We start from the raw sequence: 17,651 nt of genomic DNA, 5'->3' as shown, positions 1-17,651 counted from the left end.
CGATGCGCCGCGCGGGCGGCGCTCGATCTCTCAGGCAACAACCAACTTAAGCCATACGCTCGACTAATGCCCACAATGCCGGATCATTGAAATCATCGACTACCAACCCGGCCCCCGCCGCCAGCAACCGCTCCGGCGTTTGGGTGGTAGCCACGCCCACGGTGAATATGCCGGCACCACTGGCCGCTGCAACACCGGGCAGCGAGTCCTCGAAGGCCAGCGCCTGCCCGGCTTCAGCACCCAGCCGCTGCAACCCGGTGAGGTAGGGCAGAGGGTCCGGCTTGGGGCGCGCCAGTTCTTCGGCCACCAGCACATGCTCGAACCGCTGGGCCAGGCCCATGGCGCCCAGCATGTGCTCGGCGTTCAGCCGCGGCGCGTTGGTCACCACGCACATGCCCATGCCTTTGGCCTCGGCATGGGCCAGCAGGCGCAGCAGGCCTGGCATAGGCTCCAGCTGCGGCGACATGTCGCGGAACAGCGCTTCCTTGCGGTCGGCCAACGCCTGGCACTGCTCGGCACTGGCCCCGGTGAACAGTTCGGCGAACAACTCACCGTTGGCGCGGCCGCTTACCTGGGCATCGAACTGCGCCTGGCTCAGCTCGCGGCCGTCATGCTCACGCAGCAGTTGGCGAAAAGCCTGCAAGTGCAGGGTGTCGGTGTCGGTCAAGGTTCCGTCGAGGTCGAACAGCAGCGCAGTCAGCATGGGATATCCAGATCAGAAAAACACGAGCCAGCGGATGATAACCAAAGCTGACGACAAGGGGGGCTGTTCAGCATGCTCCGAAAGGAGTACAAATGTGCTCCATGGACAATCTTACTCCCAAACGCCGCGCCATTTTCGAGTTCATCCGTGAGCGCATTGCCGATCATGGCCAGCCACCCAGCCTGGCCGATATCGCCACACGCTTCGGTTTTGCTTCGCGCAGCGTAGCCCGCAAGCACATCACCGCCCTTTCCCAGGCTGGCTATATCGATGTCACGCCCAACCAGGCGCGGGGCATTCGCCTGGCCGAACCGTTACGTCGGCCGGAAATTCTCGAAGTCCCGGTGTTGGGCCAGGTAGCAGCTGGCGCCCCCATCGGCCCGGATCTTGATATCCACGAACAGTTGCTGCTCGACCCAAGCCTGTTCCGCCGTACACCCGACTACCTGCTTAAAGTACGTGGCGACTCGATGATCGACGACGGCATCTTCGACGGTGACCTGGTCGGTATCCTTCAGCAGGCCGACGCCCGCGACGGCCAGATAGTGGTTGCGCGCCTGGACGGCGAAGTGACCATCAAGCGCCTGCAACGCCAGGGCAGCAATTATCGGCTGTTGCCACGCAACCCGGCCTATGCGCCCATCGATGTGCAGCCTGAGCAGGAGTTCTTTATCGAAGGCGTGTTCTGCGGCTTGCTGAGGCGCGACTGATGGGCGCGGTGGTCGATCTCGACAGGCTGCTCGACCAGCGCCGTGTATGGCGCGGCCGGCAGGCCCAGGCCCGGCCAATCGGGTTGCAGCCGACCGGGCATGCCAGCCTTGACGAGCGCCTGCCTGAAGGCGGCTGGCCGGCAGCGGCACTTAGCGAACTGTTGTTGGCCAGCCCCGGTTGCGGCGAACTGCAACTGCTGTGGCCAACGCTGGCGCGGCTCAGTGCGCAAGCCAGCCGGCTGGTGCTGGTGGCGCCGCCCTTTATTCCCTATGCCCCTGCGTGGCAAGCGGCAGGCGTGGACCTGCGCTGGCTGGTACAGGTGGATGCCGAGCCTGCCGATGCCCTGTGGGCTGCCGAGCAGTGCCTGCGCTCCGGCAGCTGCGCCGCGGTGCTGTGCTGGCCTGAGCGTGCTGATGACCGAGCCCTGCGGCGTTTGCAGGTAGCTGCGGAAACCGGCCAGGCGCTGGCCTTTGCCTGCCGGCCGCATCAAGCGGCGCACAACCCGTCGCCAGCTGCTTTGCGCATAGCCATCGACACACGTCCGGCGCAGTGGCGTGTGCTGAAAAGCCGGGGCGGCATGCCACCAGCGCTGCCCATCGCCTGTTCAGGGCGGGGCTGATGCACCATGCTCTGGGCCTGCATCCTGCTCCCTCAGCTGGCGCTGGACACAATCCTGCGTGAGCGTGACGACCCCGACACACCCTTGGCGTTATTGGCTGGGCCTACCCAGCGCCGGGTACTGCAAGCTGTCAACCCGGCAGCAGCTGCACTTGGGCTGCGGGCAGGGCAAACCCTGACGGCAGCTCGCGCCCTGGCCGATGGTTTCACTTGTGTCGAAGCCGACCCCGGGCGTATCGAACAGGTGCAGCAATTGCTGGCGGCCTGGGCCTACCGCTTCAGCGCCCAGGTCAGCCTGCATTACCCACGTGCGTTGCTACTGGAGGTGGGCTCCAGCCTGCAACTGTTCGGCCCCTGGCCATTGTTTGAAGCACGCTTGCGCCAGGAGCTTGCAGATCTGGGCCTGCGCCATCGTATCGTCATGGCCAGCAACCCGGTGGCGGCACGCATGCTTGCCAATGGTCATGATGGCCTTGCGGTGGCTGATGCCGAGGCCACCCGAGCAGTACTGTCAGGCATGCCCATTACACGTATCGGCTTGCCGGTCGAGGCCGCCGAAGCCTTCAGCCGCATGGGCTTGCGCCAGCTGAGCCAGGTGCTGGCCTTGCCGCGTGATACGTTGGCCAGGCGCTTTGGCGCCCAGGTACAGCTGCACCTCGATCAGCTAATCGGCCTGCGTAATGCGGGGCTGCACTTCTACCTGCCACCGGATCGCTTCGAGACCCGGCTGGAGCTGAACTTCGACGTCGAGTCGCATCAGGCGCTGCTGTTCCCGCTGCGGCGCATGCTCAACGACCTGGCGGCGTTTCTCGCCGGGCGTGACTGTGGTGTGCAACGCTTCTGCCTGCATCTGGAACATGCCGATGGGCCGGACACGCTGCTCAAGGTAGGCTTGCTGGCAGCCGAACGCGATGCCGGCATGCTGTTCGAACTGGCCCGTGGGCGCCTGGAGCCGCTGCGCATTCCCGCACCCGTTCGCAACCTGCGGCTGGTGGCCGACGACCTGCCACCTTTTGTGCCGCAGCACCAAGCGTTGTTCGACCCACGTGCGCAACAGGCGCAGCCTTGGGAGCAGTTGCGCGAGCGGCTGCGCGCCCGCCTGGGGGACGATGCCGTCAAAGGGCTTACAGCGGCAGCCGATCACCGCCCCGAATGTGCCTGGCAACTGGCTGAGCAGGGTGCTCAAGGCAACCTGCCGGTTGCCCCGGGCAGCCGCCCAGGCTGGCTGCTGCCGGCGCCGCTAGCGCTGGACGATGCCGGCTACCAGGTACACGGCCACGCTGAACGGATTGAATCAGGCTGGTGGGATGGTGGCGACGTACGCCGCGACTACTACCGTATCGAAACCCGTGATGGCCTGCGTGGCTGGGCCTATCGCGACCTGGGCCAGGCCGGCCCTATGTGGCTGCAGGGCTGGTTTGCATGAACACCCCGGGTTATGCCGAGCTGCATTGCTTGTCCAACTTCAGTTTCCAGCGCGGTGCATCGAGTGCCGACGAGCTGTTCCGGCGAGCACGTGACCAGGGTTACCAGGCCTTGGCGATCACTGACGAATGTACCCTGGCCGGAATCGTCCGGGCCTGGCAGGCTGCCAAGGCGCACCAGCTGCGGCTGATCGTAGGCAGTGAGGTTCAACTCCAGGACGGCCCCAAGCTGGTGCTGCTGGTAGAGAACCTGATCGGCTACCAGAACTTGTGTGCGCTGATCACCCGGGCTCGCCGGCGGGCACCTAAGGGCGAGTACCAACTGCTTCGCGATGACCTGCAGCAGCACACTGATGGCCTGCTGGCGATATGGATAGCCGATGACCACAACGATACGGCCACTGGCGAGTGGCTGTGCAGCGTGTTTGGCGAGCACCTGTGGCTGGCCGTGCACCTGCACCGTGGCAGTGACGATGGTTTGCGCCTTCAACGCTTGCGAAGCCTGGCGGCAGAAGTGGGCATTCGCGCCGTGGCCTGTGGCGATGTGCACATGCATGTGCGCGGCCGCCGTGCGTTGCAGGACTGCATGACTGCCATTCGCAAGCATTGCCAGGTGGCAGAGGCCGGTCGCTTTCTGTTTGCCAATGGCGAGCGCCACCTGCGCAGCCAGGCACAATTGGGCGAACTCTATCCCGCCGACCTGCTGGCCGAGACCCTGGCCATTGCCGAGCGCTGCCAGTTTGACTTGAGCGAGCTGAAATACCAGTACCCCCGCGAACTGGTGCCCCAGGGCCATACCCCGGCGAGCTGGTTGCGTGAGCTGTGCGAGCAGGGCTTGCCGTTGCGCTGGCCAGCAGGGGCCAGCGGCAAAGTGCGTGACGTACTGGCCAAGGAGTTGGCGCTGATCGAGGAGCTTGGCTACGAAAGTTATTTCCTGACCGTGCACGACATCGTCGCCTTTGCCCGCAGCCAGCGCATCCTCTGCCAGGGCCGTGGGTCGGCAGCCAACTCGGTGGTGTGTTTCGTGCTGGGTATCACCGAACTGGACCCCATGGAGCACCGCTTGCTGTTCGAACGCTTCCTGTCGCGCGAACGTAACGAGCCACCGGATATCGATGTGGACTTCGAGCACGACCGGCGCGAAGAAGTGATCCAGTACGTGTTCAACCGCTATGGCCGACACCGTGCGGCGCTGACTGCGGTGGTCAATACCTACCATGCCGCGGGTGCCGTGCGGGATGTTGCGCGCGTGCTGGGTTTGCCGGCGGACCAGGTGGATGCCCTGGCCAAATGCTGTGGCCGCTGGAGCGACCGCATTCCCGATGACCAGCGCCTGGCGGAAGCCGGCTTCGAGGCCGGCAGCCCATCGTTGCGGCGGGTGTTGGTGCTGGCTGGCGAACTGATCGGTTTCCCCCGGCATTTGTCGCAGCATCCGGGAGGTTTCGTCATCTCCCAGCAACCACTCGACCAACTGGTGCCGGTGGAAAATGCTGCCATGGCGGAGCGCACGGTGATCCAGTGGGACAAGGACGACCTGGACATGGTCGGCCTGCTCAAGGTCGATGTGCTGGCTCTGGGCATGCTCAGTGCCTTGCGCCGCTGTTTCGACCTGCTGCAACGCCATCGCGGTCAAGCGCTGACCCTGGCCACGATCCCCGGCGAGGACCCGGCCACCTACGCGATGATCAGCCGTGCCGAGACCATGGGCGTGTTCCAGATCGAGTCGCGTGCGCAGATGGCCATGCTGCCCCGGCTGCAACCCAGGACCTTCTATGACCTGGTCATAGAAGTGGCGATTGTCCGCCCTGGGCCGATCCAGGGCGACATGGTGCACCCCTACTTGCGCCGGCGCCTGAAACAGGAGCCCGTGACTTACCCATCACCTCAGCTCAAGGACGTCTTCGAGCGTACCTTGGGTGTACCCCTGTTCCAGGAGCAGGTGATGGAGCTGGCCATGGTCGCGGCCGACTACACGCCGGGCGAGGCCGACCAGCTACGCCGCAGCATGGCCGCCTGGAAGCGCCACGGTGGCCTGGAACCGCACCGCGAACGGTTGGTGCAAGGCATGCTGCGCAATGGTTACGAGCTGGCCTTTGCAGAGCGCATCTTCGAGCAAATCAAAGGCTTTGGCAGCTATGGCTTCCCGGAGTCGCATGCAGCCAGCTTTGCCTTGCTGTGCTATGCCAGCAGCTGGCTGAAGTGCCATGAACCGGCAATCTTCACCTGCGCATTGGTCAATAGCTGGCCGATGGGGTTCTATAGCCCCGATCAGTTGCTACAAGAGGCTCGCCGCCAGGGTATCGAAGTACGGCCGGTGGACGTGTGCCACAGTGACTGGGACTGCACCCTTGAACCCAAGGCGGCAGGGGCGCTGGCCATTCGTATGGGCTTGCGCCTTGTACGCGGCCTGGCCGAAGCCGATGCCATACGCCTGGAGCAGGCGAGGGCGCAGCGGCCCTGGCGCGATGTCGAAGACCTGTGCCTGCGTGCCGGGCTCGACGCCCGCGCCCGCGCCCGGCTGGCTGAAGGTGGGGCGTTGCGCGCCCTGGCCCGCGATCGGCACCAGGCACGTTGGCAGGTAGCGGCGGTGCAGCCGCAGTTACCCCTGTTCGCTGAGGTGCAGGCAGCGCCCGAAGCACCCGTGAATTTGCCTGTACCCACCGTGGCTGAGGACCTGGTGGCCGATTACCAGGCCCTGGGCACCACGCTCGGGCCGCATCCGTTGGCCCTGTTGCGCTCGCGCCTGAGGGCGCTGGGGTGTCGCAGTTCGCTGGAGCTGCAGGGTGTCGAGCATGGCGACAACATTGCCGTGGCTGGCCTTGTGGTAGGGCGCCAACGGCCACAGACTGCCAGCGGCGTGACCTTCGTGACCCTGGAAGATGAGCACGGAATGGTCAACGTGGTGGTGTGGCGGGACTTGGCCGAACGGCAGCGGCGGGCGCTGGTAGGGTCGCAGTTGCTCAAGGTCAGCGGGCGACTGGAGCAGGAGCAGGGGGTAAGGCACTTGATTGCGCGGCGGCTGGAAGATGTGAGCCCATTGTTGCAGGGGCTGGATGTACGCAGCCGGGACTTCCATTAATCCTCCGGGCCTTGCGCGGATCGCTCTGGGAGCAACTGTCTTGTTTAAAATATTAAAGCTCGCGCAATCTCTGTGGGAGCGGGCGAGTCGAGGCGTCGAACCGCCGCGAACACCGACAAAGCCGGTGCCATCCACTGCGTTGCCTGTTTCGCGGGCGCGCCCGCTCCCACAGGAACTGTGCTGGCTTCGAGTTAGCACTATGCCTGTGGGAGCGGCTTTAGCCGCGAACACCGGCGCAGCCGGTGCCATGCAACACTTAGATTCTTCGCGGGTAGTTTACCGCTTGCTGGTCACACCATCGCCAGCCGCTGCTTGCGCGTAGGCGCCGGGAACGCCAGGTCTATCGCCCGCAGGTCTTCACGGGTCAAGGTTAGCGAGCCCGCAGCCGCATTCAGCCGCACATGCTCAGGCTCCACCGCCTTGGGAATGGCGATCACGCCCTCAGTACGGGTTACCCAGGCCAGGCTGACCTGGGCCGGCGTGGCGCCATGGCGCTCGGCGATTTCTGCCAGCGTCGGGTGCTGCAACAGGCGCCCAGCCTGGGCCAGCGGGCAGTAAGCCATGGTCGGCAGGCCGCGCTTTTCGCTCCACGGCAGCAGGTCGAACTCGATGCCGCGCTGGGCCGGGTTGTACAACACCTGATTGGTGGCACAGTCAGGGTTGTGCAGCTCACGCAGGTCGTCGACGTCGAAGTTGGACACGCCCCAGCGTTTGATCTTGCCTTGCTCGCGCAAACGCTCGAAGGCTTCGACGGTTTCCTCCAGCGGGTGCTGGCCACGCCAATGCAGCAGGTACAGGTCGATGCAGTCGGTAGCCAGGCGCGTGAGGCTGCGCTCGCAGGCGGCTGCCATGCTGCGCGCACTGGCATTGTGCGGGTAGACCTTGCTAACCAGAAAAACCTGGTCGCGGCGCCCGGCAATGGCCTGGCCAACGACCGCTTCCGCGCCGCCTTCGGCATACATTTCGGCAGTGTCAATCAGGCTCAGGCCCAGCTCGATACCCTGCTGCAGGGCCGCCACTTCGGCAGCCTTGCGGCCTGGGTCTTCACCCATGTACCAGGTACCTTGGCCGATGGCCGGAACACTCGAGCCTGCCAGTTTCACGTAACGCATGTCACCTCCGGGGTGCGGGTGTTGGAAAGCAGAACCTCAAGCAGCGCCTGCGCTGCGGTGGAAAGCTTGTGTTCGCTGAGGGCAATCACGCCGATACGCCGCTCGACCGTGGGCTCCACCAAGGTCACGCAACGGGCACCCAACTCCTGCATCTGGCTGATGCACAGCGCCGGTACGGCACTCACCCCCAGGCCGCTGGCAACCATGCGGCCAATCGTTGCCAGCTGGTGGCTCTCGAAGGCCACGGTCAGTTTGCCGTGTTGGGCAGCCACATTCTGCTCCATCAGCAGGCGTACCGCCGAAGGGCGTTGCAGGGCTACGAAGTCTTCGGCCATCAACTGTGCCCAGCTGACCTGGGGCAGCAGTGCCAAGGGCGAATCTGCGGGGACCACCGCAACGAAACGGTCCATGTACAAAGGGTGAAAGTGCAGCCCGTCGATGTTGTCCGGTTCGAAGCCGATGCCCAGTTCGACGCGACGATGGCGCACCAGTTCCAGCACTTGTTCGTTGATCACGTCATGCACGGTGACGTTGACCTTGGGGTAACGTCGGCGGAATACCTTGAGCGAGTGGGGCAGCAAATTGCCGGCGAAAGCCGGCATGGCCGCCACCGCCACCCGGCCCAGTTGCAGAGTGAAGCGCTGGCGCAGCATTTCTTCGGTATCGTCCCAATCGGCCAGCAGGCGCCGCGCCAGCGGCAACAGTACCTCGCCTTCGGCGGTCAGGCTGACGCTACGTGTGGTGCGGCTGAGCAGGGCGCCGCCCAGGTTTTCTTCCAGGGCCTTGATGGTCAGGCTCAGCGCCGGTTGCGAGACATGCAGGTGTTCACCGGCCTGGGCGAAGCTCTGGTACTTGGCCACGGCGACAAAGGCGCGCAGTTGCTTGACGTTCATGACAGGCCTATTGTTTGTTTTGTAAAAGTTATCAATCGATGACGAAAACAAAATTAACAAATCAGTCGCTTGCGGTGAAGATGTCTGCACACGCTCACCGACAGCCTCGTCGGTTCAACAACTACAAAAGGCGGATCAGCATGGCCGGACTGGACAAGCGCGTTGCAACCTATGAACAGGCCCTTGAAGGCCTGACCGACAACATGACAGTACTGGCCGGTGGTTTCGGCCTGTGCGGCATCCCGGAAAACCTCATCAGCGAAATCAAGCGGCTTGGCGTCAAGGGCCTGACCGTGGTCTCCAACAACTGCGGCGTCGACGGCTTTGGCCTGGGCGTGCTGTTGGAAGACCGGCAGATCCGCAAGATGGTCGCCTCCTATGTGGGCGAAAACGCCGAGTTCGAACGCCAGTTGCTCAGCGGCGAACTAGAGGTTGAACTGACCCCGCAGGGCACCCTGGCCGAGAAGATGCGCGCTGGCGGCGCCGGTATCCCGGCGTTCTTCACCGCCACCGGTTACGGTACCCCGGTAGCCGAGGGCAAGGAGGTGCGCGAGTTCAACGGGCGCAAGTACATCCTCGAAGAATCCATCACCGGTGACTTCGCCATCGTCAAGGGCTGGAAAGCCGACCACTACGGCAACGTGGTCTACCGCAACACCGCGCAAAACTTCAACCCGCTGGCAGCCACCGCCGGCAAGATCACCGTGGTCGAAGTGGAAGAGATCGTCGAGCCTGGCGTGCTGTTGCCCAGCGAGATCCACACCCCGGGCATCTACGTGGACCGCGTCATCGTCGGCACCTTCGAAAAACGTATCGAAAAGCGCACCGTCAAGGCCTGAGCGCCCTCCACCAGAACAACAAAGAGATCCTGACCATGGCACTGACCCGCGAACAGATGGCACAACGCGTTGCCCGTGAACTGAAGGACGGCTACTACGTCAACCTGGGCATCGGCATTCCAACCCTGGTGGCCAACTACGTACCCGCCGACATGGATGTAATGCTGCAGTCGGAAAACGGCCTGCTTGGCATGGGCGAATTCCCCACCGAAAGCACCCTCGATGCCGACATGATCAACGCCGGCAAGCAAACTGTCACCGCCCGCCGCGGCGCCTCGATCTTCGATTCTGCGCAATCGTTCGCGATGATCCGTGGTGGCCACGTCGACCTGACCGTACTGGGGGCTTTCGAGGTAGACGTGCAGGGCAACATTGCCTCGTGGATGATCCCCGGCAAGCTGGTCAAGGGGATGGGCGGTGCCATGGACCTGGTGGCTGGCGCCGAGAACATCATCGTCACCATGACCCACGCCTCCAAGGACGGTGAGTCCAAGCTGCTGGCGCAGTGCAGCCTGCCCCTGACAGGCGCCGGCTGCATCCGCAAGGTGCTGACCGACCTGGCCTACCTGGAAATCGAAGACGGCGCCTTCATCCTGCGCGAGACCGCACCCGGGGTGAGCGTTGAGGAAATCATCGCGAAAACCGCCGGCAAGCTGATCGTGGCGGATGATGTGAAGGAAATGACCTTCTAAAGGCATTACACGGTCCTACCCTGTGGGAGCGGGCATGCCCGCGAATGCTGCGGTGAGTTTACCGACGCATTCGCGGGCACGCCCGCTCCCACAGGGTTTTTGCGTTGTCTGATAGTACTGTTTCACCTCATAAAACCAATAAAAGGAATGCCACTGTGGCCGCTGAAATTCAAGACAGCCGCTCCGCCCGCTTTGCCTTGCGCTGTTCCAACTGGGCCGAACGCTGGTTCCCCGATTCCTGGGTCTTTGCCGCCCTGGCCGTACTGCTGGTGTGTATCGGTGCCCTGGCCATGGGGGCCAAACCGACCGACACCGCCAAGGCCTTTGGCGATGGCTTCTGGAGCCTTATCCCGTTCACCATGCAAATGGCCTTCGTGGTCATCGGCGGTTATGTGGTGGCCAGCTCGCCACCCGCGGCACGGTTGATCGACCGCCTGGCACGCATCCCCGCCAATGGCCGTTCAGCGGTGTGCTGGGTGGCGCTGATCTCGATGCTGGCGTCGCTGCTCAACTGGGGCCTGTCGCTGGTGTTCGGCGGCCTGCTGGTACGCGCCCTGGCCCGGCGCACCGACTTGAAGATGGACTACCGCGCAGCGGGTGCTGCAGCTTACCTGGGCCTGGGCGCCGTGTGGGCATTGGGCCTGTCGTCATCTGCAGCGCAACTGCAAGCCAACCCGGCCAGCCTGCCACCCTCGATTCTGTCGATTACCGGCGTCATTCCATTTACCGAAACCATCTTTCTCTGGCAGTCGGGTGTGATGCTGGGGGCGCTTGTGGTGGTTTCGCTGGTGATCGCCTACGCCACGGCCCCAGGCCCGAACAGTGCACGTAGCGCCGAAGACTGTGGTGTAGACCCCAGCTTCACCGCGCCACCCACACCACAGCGCACCCGCCCGGGGGAGTGGCTGGAACACAGCCCCATTCTGATCCTGATGCTGGTGGCCCTTGCCGCTGGCTGGCTGTACCAGGAGTTCGCCACCAAACCGGCGATTACCGCCATCTCTGGCCTGAACACCTACAACCTGCTGTTCATCATGCTCGGTGCCTTGCTGCACTGGCGGCCGCGCAGTTTTCTTGACGCCGTCGCCCGTGCGGTGCCAACCACCACCGGGGTGTTGATCCAGTTCCCGCTGTATGGCTCGATCGCGGCCATCCTCACCCAGGTAAAGGGTGTGGACGAGCAGACCCTGGCCCATCACATATCGCTGTTCTTCACCCAGATCGCCACGCATGACACCTATGCCGTGCTGATGGGCGTGTATTCGGCAGTGCTGGGCTTCTTCATTCCTTCGGGTGGCGGCAAGTGGATCATCGAGGCGCCCTATGTGATGCTGGTGGCCAATGACCTGCAGTATCACCTGGGCTGGGCGGTGCAGATCTACAACGCGGCCGAGGCCTTGCCGAACCTGATCAACCCGTTCTACATGCTGCCGCTGCTGGGGGTGTTGGGGCTGAAGGCACGTGACCTGATCGGCTTTTCGTTCGTACAGTTGCTGGTGCATGTGCCGCTGGTTCTAGTGTTGCTGTGGGCATTGGGTACAACGTTGCAATACGTGCCTCCGGTAATGCCGTAGCCCAAGGTGGGCCTACAGGCTTGGCGGCAGCCGTCAGATGCGTATCATGGCTGCCTCAGCCTGGGAACCCGCTTCACATGTCTATCCGATTGAAACTGCTGCGAAAGAAACTGGGGATGACCCTGGAAGTGCTGGCCGACAAGACCGGCATGACCAAAAGCTACCTGTCCAAGGTGGAGCGCGGCCTCAATACCCCCTCGATCGCCGCAGCGTTGAAACTGGCGCGGGCGTTGAACGTGAATGTTGAAGAGCTGTTCGCTGAAGAACAGGTTGGCCAGAGCCGCTACAGCCTGGTACGCCATGGCGAACGCCAGGCCTTGGTGGGTGATGGGCAAGGGCCGGGCTACGCGGCCCTCACCAGCCAGATCGGCCAGCGCAGCCTGTTGCCGTTCCTGATCCAGCCGCCGTCCGAGTTCAGCGACCCCACCTTCAAGGAGCACCAGGGCGAGGAGTTCCTGTTCGTGCATGCCGGCCAGGTGGAAGTGGACTTCATGAGCGAACGGGTATTGCTGGAGCAGGGCGATGCCTTGCATTTCAACGCCCAGACACCGCACCGCCTCCGCTCGGTGGGTGCCCAGCCGGCGCAATTGCTGGTCGTGGTTCACCACGCAGACGAATGAAAAGAGCGGGGGTCGAACACGGCCCCCTCCGTTCTCAGCCCTGAAACGCAGCCTTCATCAACTCGCACGCCCTTGCATATTCTGCATGTCGATATTTTGACGAATCTGCCCATCGCCCATTGAATTTTATTATGGTGTCGGATCATTGACGTAGTGTCATTGTGCCCATAAGCTCAAGTCAACAGCGAAACAACTCCCGCCGTAACACGCAAATAACTAATTGATTATCCTGAATTTTTGGAGGGGCGTATGCGCACGACTCTGATTATCAAATCGATGTTTTTGCTCGTGCTGCTGAGTGGTGCTGCTCGCGCCGCAGATTCGTATGTAAATCAGAACAGTATCATTCCTGTTTCAACCGCAGGCTGGTTGATGGCATTCGCCGTTGTTGGCTTTGTGCTGGTGGCCAATAGAAGAAAGATCTGAAACTGACCGGCCCATCCGGTAAGTGGATATTGGTTGTCGCAAGCCCGGGGGCCGGCTTGTGAATTTCCCAACCGTTGCTATATTCCCATTAGCCCAAGAAGGCCCAGGATTGCAGGGCGTTGCACCCCAGGTTACAGCGTCAAGGCAAGGGCCTCCAGGGAGGTCGAGGCCATCGCGGCGGGCATAAGCCGCGAAGCGGAGCGAGAGTTGGTGTGCTGTTCTCATTCAGTGCTCTTTGTCGGGCCATTTGGCCGGAGGGACCCTCATGAAGCGTTCATTGATTGCTGCATTCTGCATGCTGACAGTGTGGTCCGGTGTGGGCAACGCTGACCAGAGCAGTGCGCCCTACCTGCTCAGCCCCGGTGATGTCGTCATGGTTTCGGTGTGGCAGGAAGAGAGCCTGCGTCAAGAAGCCACCGTACTCCCCGATGGCAGTATCACCTTCCCTTTGGTCGGGCCCATCAATGTTGCCGGGCTGGATGTAACGGCAGTTGAACAACAGGTGGCTACCAAACTCAACAAATACCTCCCCGACCCGAACGTCAGCGTTGTCGTCAAGAGCATCGCTGGCAACCTGGTCTATGTCCAAGGCAAAGTGATCAAGCCGGGTGCCGTGCAAATGGCAGGCCCTACGGCGGTGCTTCAGGCCCTGAGCATGTCGGGCGGCCTGGACAAGTTTGCTGACGAAAGCGAAATCAAGGTGGTCCGCGGCACGGGCGCTTCACAAAAGATCTTGCCCGTGCGATATAAGGACCTGGTGTCTGGACGGGACATGTCCACCAACATCCAACTTCAGGCTGGCGATACGCTGGTCGTTCCTTGATCTTGCCTTTAATAAGAACATTTAATGCCACTTCTTAAAACAACACGCATTGCAACGGCAATCCTGGTATTGCCGTTCACGGACGCGGTCCTGGCGGCAAATTGGCAGTCTACGGTGGTGGTACCGACATCCGTCGAATACGACAGCAACCCCTTGTTGCTGACCTCGGGGGAAAAGGGCGTAACGCGCACGATCATTGCGCCGGACTACACCTTGATCGGAACCTTCGACCGTGACGAATTGAGGTTGGGGCTAGGCATGCATGTGTTGCGCTCATCCGACACGGACGTGGTCGACAACCGCGAAGACCCTGACCTGAGCCTGGGCTGGCAACGCACGACCGAGCGTGGGCGTTTCGGCCTGGTGGCACGCTACAACGAAAGCTCGACCCTGTCGGGGACGGTGCTGGACACTGGCGTCATCACCACCGACGGTACGCAAAAGCTGTATACCCTGACTGGCAACTGGAGCCAGGCGGTCACCGAACGCAGCACCTTGAGCAACGAAACCACTTACAACCGTGCCCGTTATGACATCAGTTCGCTGACGGGCTACGACGAGTTGGCGAACGTGTTTACCTGGACCTACGCCTGGAGCGAGCGGGCTGATCTGTACACGCGTTTCGGCGCCCGGCGCTACGAGCCCGAGCAAGACCTTACTGCCACGGCTTCCAACAGCTACACCCCGGCGGTGGGGATCAAGTACCAGCTTTCCGAGCGCCTGAGTGCCGACGCGCATGTAGGCGTCAACAAAGTGTCTGGCGATGAAGGTGGCCGGCGCGGGGAGGGCGGTGTTTCGTTGCTGTACACCGGCGTGCGCGCGGACGCCAGTTTTACCGCCGAACGCAGCACGGTGGCCAGCGCCGAAGGTGGCTTTGCCGAGCTGGACCAGGTACGCGGCGTTTGGAGCTACGCGGTCAGCGAGCTGAACCGGGTAGGTGCGGACGCGGCCTGGCAAGACAGCAAGGGCCAGAGCCCCAACACGTTGCAGACTTACAGCGTTTGGGCCAGCCGCCAGTTCTCGCCGTACTGGGACCTGCGCCTGTCGCTGATGTACAAGGAACGGCAGCAGGACCATGTAGCGGATGCAACCGCTACGATCGTTGGTTTGACGTTGACGTACAGGTACCCCGACATCTGAACTTCAGGCAGGTGGCCCCATGAAGTCTGACTACGAACTCTCCATCAGAGATTACATCGCCATTATCAAGGACAGGGCCCTGGTGTTAGGGGTGAGTGTCGCAGTCATTCTTGCCGCGACCGTGGCTGTCGCGTTGATGGTGCCGCCGATCTACCAGTCGACCGGCACCATCCTGGTGGAGTCACAGCAGATTTCCCCCGAGCTGGTGTCGACCAACAACACCAGCTTTGCCGATGAGCGCATCGAGGTGATTCGCCAGCGGGTGATGACCCGCGAAAACCTGCTGCGCATCATTGGCAAGTACGACCTGTTTGCCGACAAGCGCCTGAGCGAAAGCGACAAGATCGACCAGATGCGCAACGCCATCGTGGTCGAAACGCTTACCACCTTCGTGCGCGGTCGCGGTGAAGCGACCGTGGCATTCAATGTGTCTTTCGAGCACAAGCAGGCGCAGGTGGCCAAGGAAGTGGCTGACGAACTGGTAACGTTGTTCCTCAACGAAAACCTCAAGCAGCGTACCGAACGCGCCAACGAAACCACCGAGTTCCTCACCCAGGAGGCCAACAAACTGGGGGCGGAGCTTGCCAGCCTGGAGAACCAGCTGGCCGACTTCAAGCAGGCTCATGCCAATGCCTTGCCCGAGCACCAGACCCTGCGCATGAACATGTTGTCGCGCTCGGAGCTGGAGTTCCGCGAAGTCGACCGTGATTACAAGGCTGCCCAGGAAGAGCTGCGCTACCTGGAGCTGGAGCTGTCTGCGGCCAATGCCGGGCTGGCCACCAAGGTCACTGATGGCACCCGCCAGGCGACTGCCGATCAACCCGAGGACTTGCCCAGCCTGAAGGCCGAATACGCCCGCTTGCTGACCCGCTACAAGGACGCCCACCCGGATGTGGTGGCGATAAAGCGCAAGATCCAGGCCCTGGAAGCCACGGGTAGTCGCACAACGGCGGCCTCCTCGGTGAGCCTCGACGTCGCTCGCGTTCGCGCCAAGATGAGCGCTGCCCAGGAACGCATCACTTCACTGGCCGATCAGAAGCGCGAACTGACCAAGAAGATGGAAGGCTACGAGGCCGAGATCCTGGAGGCACCTCAGGTCGAGCGTGGCCTGGTGACCTTGATGCGTGACCACGACAACGCGCGCAAGAAGTACGAAGAAATCCGCGCCAAGGAAATGGGCGCCAAGATTACCGAAAGCCTGGAGCAGGAAAACAAGGCCGAGCGCTTTGTTCTGCTGGAGCCACCACTGCTGGCTGAAAAACCGATCAAGCCCAACCGCAAGAAAATTGCCGCCCTGGGGCTGGTGTTGGCACCGGCGGGTGGCGGTGCGTTGGTGATGCTGCTGGAAATGCTCAACCAGCGTGTCCGCGGCGTCGGCGCCCTGGAAAACCTGCTGGGCAAACGGGTGCTGGTGGCAGTGCCCTATATCGATACGCGGGCCGACGTCGCCCGGCGCAAGCGCTGGCGTAACTGGCTGATCCTGGCGGCACTGGCGTTGGCGGCTATCATGGTAGTGCTGGTGCACGTGTTCTACATGCCACTGGATGTGCTGTTGTTCAAAGTCATATCTCGGTTTGCATAGGGAAAGCAGTGATGGACAGGATCAAGCCGGCTGTTGGCAACAATCTTCATCAGGTTACCCCTGGTACCCCCCAGACATTATCACCCCCACCAGGTACGGCGCTGGCGGAAGTGCCAGGCCAGTTCGACTACGTAACCACCAAGGTGGTGCCGCTGCGCCCGGACCACCTGGAGCGCCATCGCATTGTGGCGTTCAACAAGAATTCCAACATGAACGGGCCGATCGACCTGCTACGCACGCAAGTGCTCAGGATGATGGACGAGAACGGCTGGCGTACCCTCGCCATCACCTCGCCAACCCCTGAAGCGGGCAAGACAGTGCTGGCGATCAACCTGGCCATGAGTATCGCCCACCACACCACCAAGACCGCGTTGCTGGTGGATTTCGACCTGCGCCGGCCCAAGGTAGGCAGTTGCCTGGGCCTGCCCATGGAGCAGGCACTGAACGAGTTCCTGACGGACAAGGCAGAGCTGCAGGACTGCCTGGTGAACCCGACCCTGCCACGCTTTGTGGTGCTACCGACGCGGGTGCCGGTGCCGTTGTCGACCGAGATGCTGTCTTCGCCCAAGGTAAACACCCTGATCGACGAGTTGCGCAATCGCTATGAGTCGCGCATCTGCATTTTCGATTTGCCGCCGTTGCTGAGCTCTGACGATGCGATCACCGTGATACCCAAGTTCGATTGTGTATTGCTGGTGGTGGCCAACGGGATGAACAACAAGAAGGAAATCGAGGATTGCCTGCATTACCTGGCAACGGTGAACCTGGTGGGGACGGTGTTGAACAAGGCGGACGAGCAGCCACGCACCTACTATTGAACCAGGAGCAGCACAAGGCTGCTCTCACAGAACTGCGCATCACTTACTGAATTAGCAGGGACCCCTGTGGGAGCGGGCTCGTCGAGGCGTCGAACCGCCGCGAACACCGGCGCAGCCGGTGCCATGCACCGCGTTGGATTCTTCGCGGGCACGCCCGCTCCCACAGGGAATGCGCTGCGCCCGGCAAGTTCTCTGCGCGACAGTGCAGCCCAAAGGGCTGGGCAATCTTCCACAAGAACAGCCGCAGGTAAACCCGCCACAGGGGTACGCGGTACGCTCAGAACTGCGCTTCACTCACTGATTTAGCAGGGGACCCTGTGGGAGCGGGCATGCCCGCGAACACCGGCGCAGCCGGTGCCATGCACCGCGTTGGATTCTTCGCGGGCACGCCCGCTCCCACAGGGAATGCGGTGCGCCCGGCAAGTTCTCTGCGCGACAGTGCAGCCCAATGGGCTGGGCAATCTTCCACAAGAACAGCCGCAGGTAAACCCGCCACAGGGATACGCGGTACGCTCAGAACTGCGCTTCACTCACTGATTTAGCAGGGGACCCTGTGGGAGCGGGCATGCCCGCGAACACCGGCGCAGCCGGTGCCAT

16 protein-coding genes are annotated in these 17,651 nt (G+C 62.4%); 13 read left to right on the top strand and 3 right to left on the bottom strand.

The window, feature by feature from the left end:
- Positions 1-46 precede the first annotated feature (46 nt).
- Positions 47-703 carry an HAD family hydrolase gene (locus ACIQUI_RS04370; RefSeq protein WP_403195238.1) on the bottom strand — a complete coding sequence of 219 codons (657 nt, stop codon included), beginning with the start codon at positions 701-703 and terminating at the stop codon, positions 47-49.
- Between the two features lie 92 nt (positions 704-795).
- Between ACIQUI_RS04370 and lexA the strand changes: the two genes are divergently transcribed.
- The 4 genes from lexA to ACIQUI_RS04350 are packed head-to-tail and all read left to right on the top strand — an operon-like array spanning position 796 to position 6,535.
- On the top strand, positions 796-1,413 hold the full coding sequence (gene lexA / locus ACIQUI_RS04365; RefSeq protein ID WP_403195236.1) for a transcriptional repressor LexA: 618 nt from the start codon (positions 796-798) through the stop codon (positions 1,411-1,413).
- Positions 1,413-2,033 carry a translesion DNA synthesis-associated protein ImuA gene (imuA, locus tag ACIQUI_RS04360; RefSeq protein ID WP_403195234.1) on the top strand — a complete coding sequence of 207 codons (621 nt, stop codon included), beginning with the start codon at positions 1,413-1,415 and terminating at the stop codon, positions 2,031-2,033. The genes lexA and imuA overlap by 1 nt, the downstream gene beginning before the upstream one ends.
- Positions 2,034-2,039: 6 nt before the next feature.
- Entirely contained in the window at positions 2,040-3,458 is a 1,419-nt protein-coding gene (locus ACIQUI_RS04355; protein ID WP_403195232.1) for a Y-family DNA polymerase, read from the top strand.
- Positions 3,455-6,535 carry an error-prone DNA polymerase gene (locus tag ACIQUI_RS04350; RefSeq protein ID WP_403195231.1) on the top strand — a complete coding sequence of 1,027 codons (3,081 nt, stop codon included), beginning with the start codon at positions 3,455-3,457 and terminating at the stop codon, positions 6,533-6,535. The genes ACIQUI_RS04355 and ACIQUI_RS04350 overlap by 4 nt, the downstream gene beginning before the upstream one ends.
- Positions 6,536-6,825: 290 nt before the next feature.
- Here the strand turns inward: ACIQUI_RS04350 and ACIQUI_RS04345 are convergent, their stop codons facing one another.
- Together ACIQUI_RS04345 and ACIQUI_RS04340 are read right to left on the bottom strand one after the other, a co-directional pair.
- Positions 6,826-7,647 carry an aldo/keto reductase gene (locus ACIQUI_RS04345; RefSeq protein WP_403195229.1) on the bottom strand — a complete coding sequence of 274 codons (822 nt, stop codon included), beginning with the start codon at positions 7,645-7,647 and terminating at the stop codon, positions 6,826-6,828.
- The gene (locus tag ACIQUI_RS04340; RefSeq protein WP_403195227.1) at positions 7,635-8,540 is read right to left on the bottom strand and encodes a LysR family transcriptional regulator; all 906 of its coding nucleotides are present in this window, start codon (positions 8,538-8,540) and stop codon (positions 7,635-7,637) included. Before ACIQUI_RS04340 ends, ACIQUI_RS04345 begins: the two co-directional genes overlap by 13 nt.
- Positions 8,541-8,680: 140 nt before the next feature.
- Here ACIQUI_RS04340 and ACIQUI_RS04335 point away from each other — a divergent pair, with 140 nt between their 5' ends.
- The 9 genes from ACIQUI_RS04335 (at position 8,681) to ACIQUI_RS04295 (ending at position 17,054) form a co-directional block, all read left to right on the top strand.
- The gene (locus tag ACIQUI_RS04335) at positions 8,681-9,379 is read left to right on the top strand and encodes a CoA transferase subunit A (protein WP_403195226.1); all 699 of its coding nucleotides are present in this window, start codon (positions 8,681-8,683) and stop codon (positions 9,377-9,379) included.
- Between the two features lie 35 nt (positions 9,380-9,414).
- The gene (locus tag ACIQUI_RS04330; protein ID WP_403195224.1) at positions 9,415-10,071 is read left to right on the top strand and encodes a CoA transferase subunit B; all 657 of its coding nucleotides are present in this window, start codon (positions 9,415-9,417) and stop codon (positions 10,069-10,071) included.
- 155 nt (positions 10,072-10,226) lie between these two features.
- Positions 10,227-11,645, top strand: coding sequence for a short-chain fatty acid transporter (locus tag ACIQUI_RS04325; protein WP_403195222.1), 1,419 nt, complete (start codon positions 10,227-10,229; stop codon positions 11,643-11,645).
- A 77-nt stretch (positions 11,646-11,722) separates the two neighbouring features.
- Positions 11,723-12,265, top strand: a complete 543-nt coding sequence (locus ACIQUI_RS04320) for a helix-turn-helix domain-containing protein (RefSeq protein ID WP_403195221.1) — start codon at positions 11,723-11,725, stop codon at positions 12,263-12,265.
- A gap of 249 nt (positions 12,266-12,514) precedes the next feature.
- Positions 12,515-12,691, top strand: coding sequence for an EPS-associated small membrane protein EppA (gene eppA / locus ACIQUI_RS04315; RefSeq protein WP_284353647.1), 177 nt, complete (start codon positions 12,515-12,517; stop codon positions 12,689-12,691).
- Between the two features lie 265 nt (positions 12,692-12,956).
- Positions 12,957-13,514, top strand: coding sequence for a polysaccharide biosynthesis/export family protein (locus tag ACIQUI_RS04310; protein WP_403195219.1), 558 nt, complete (start codon positions 12,957-12,959; stop codon positions 13,512-13,514).
- A 24-nt stretch (positions 13,515-13,538) separates the two neighbouring features.
- The gene (locus tag ACIQUI_RS04305) at positions 13,539-14,654 is read left to right on the top strand and encodes a hypothetical protein (RefSeq protein ID WP_403195217.1); all 1,116 of its coding nucleotides are present in this window, start codon (positions 13,539-13,541) and stop codon (positions 14,652-14,654) included.
- Between the two features lie 19 nt (positions 14,655-14,673).
- Entirely contained in the window at positions 14,674-16,236 is a 1,563-nt protein-coding gene (locus ACIQUI_RS04300) for a GumC family protein (RefSeq protein WP_403195216.1), read from the top strand.
- An 11-nt stretch (positions 16,237-16,247) separates the two neighbouring features.
- On the top strand, positions 16,248-17,054 hold the full coding sequence (locus ACIQUI_RS04295) for a CpsD/CapB family tyrosine-protein kinase (protein ID WP_403195214.1): 807 nt from the start codon (positions 16,248-16,250) through the stop codon (positions 17,052-17,054).
- Positions 17,055-17,651 lie beyond the last annotated feature (597 nt).

This window comes from Pseudomonas sp. NPDC090592 (assembly GCF_044769185.1).
Lineage (GTDB): Bacteria > Pseudomonadota > Gammaproteobacteria > Pseudomonadales > Pseudomonadaceae > Aquipseudomonas.
This window is presented reverse-complemented; position numbering and strand designations above follow the sequence as displayed.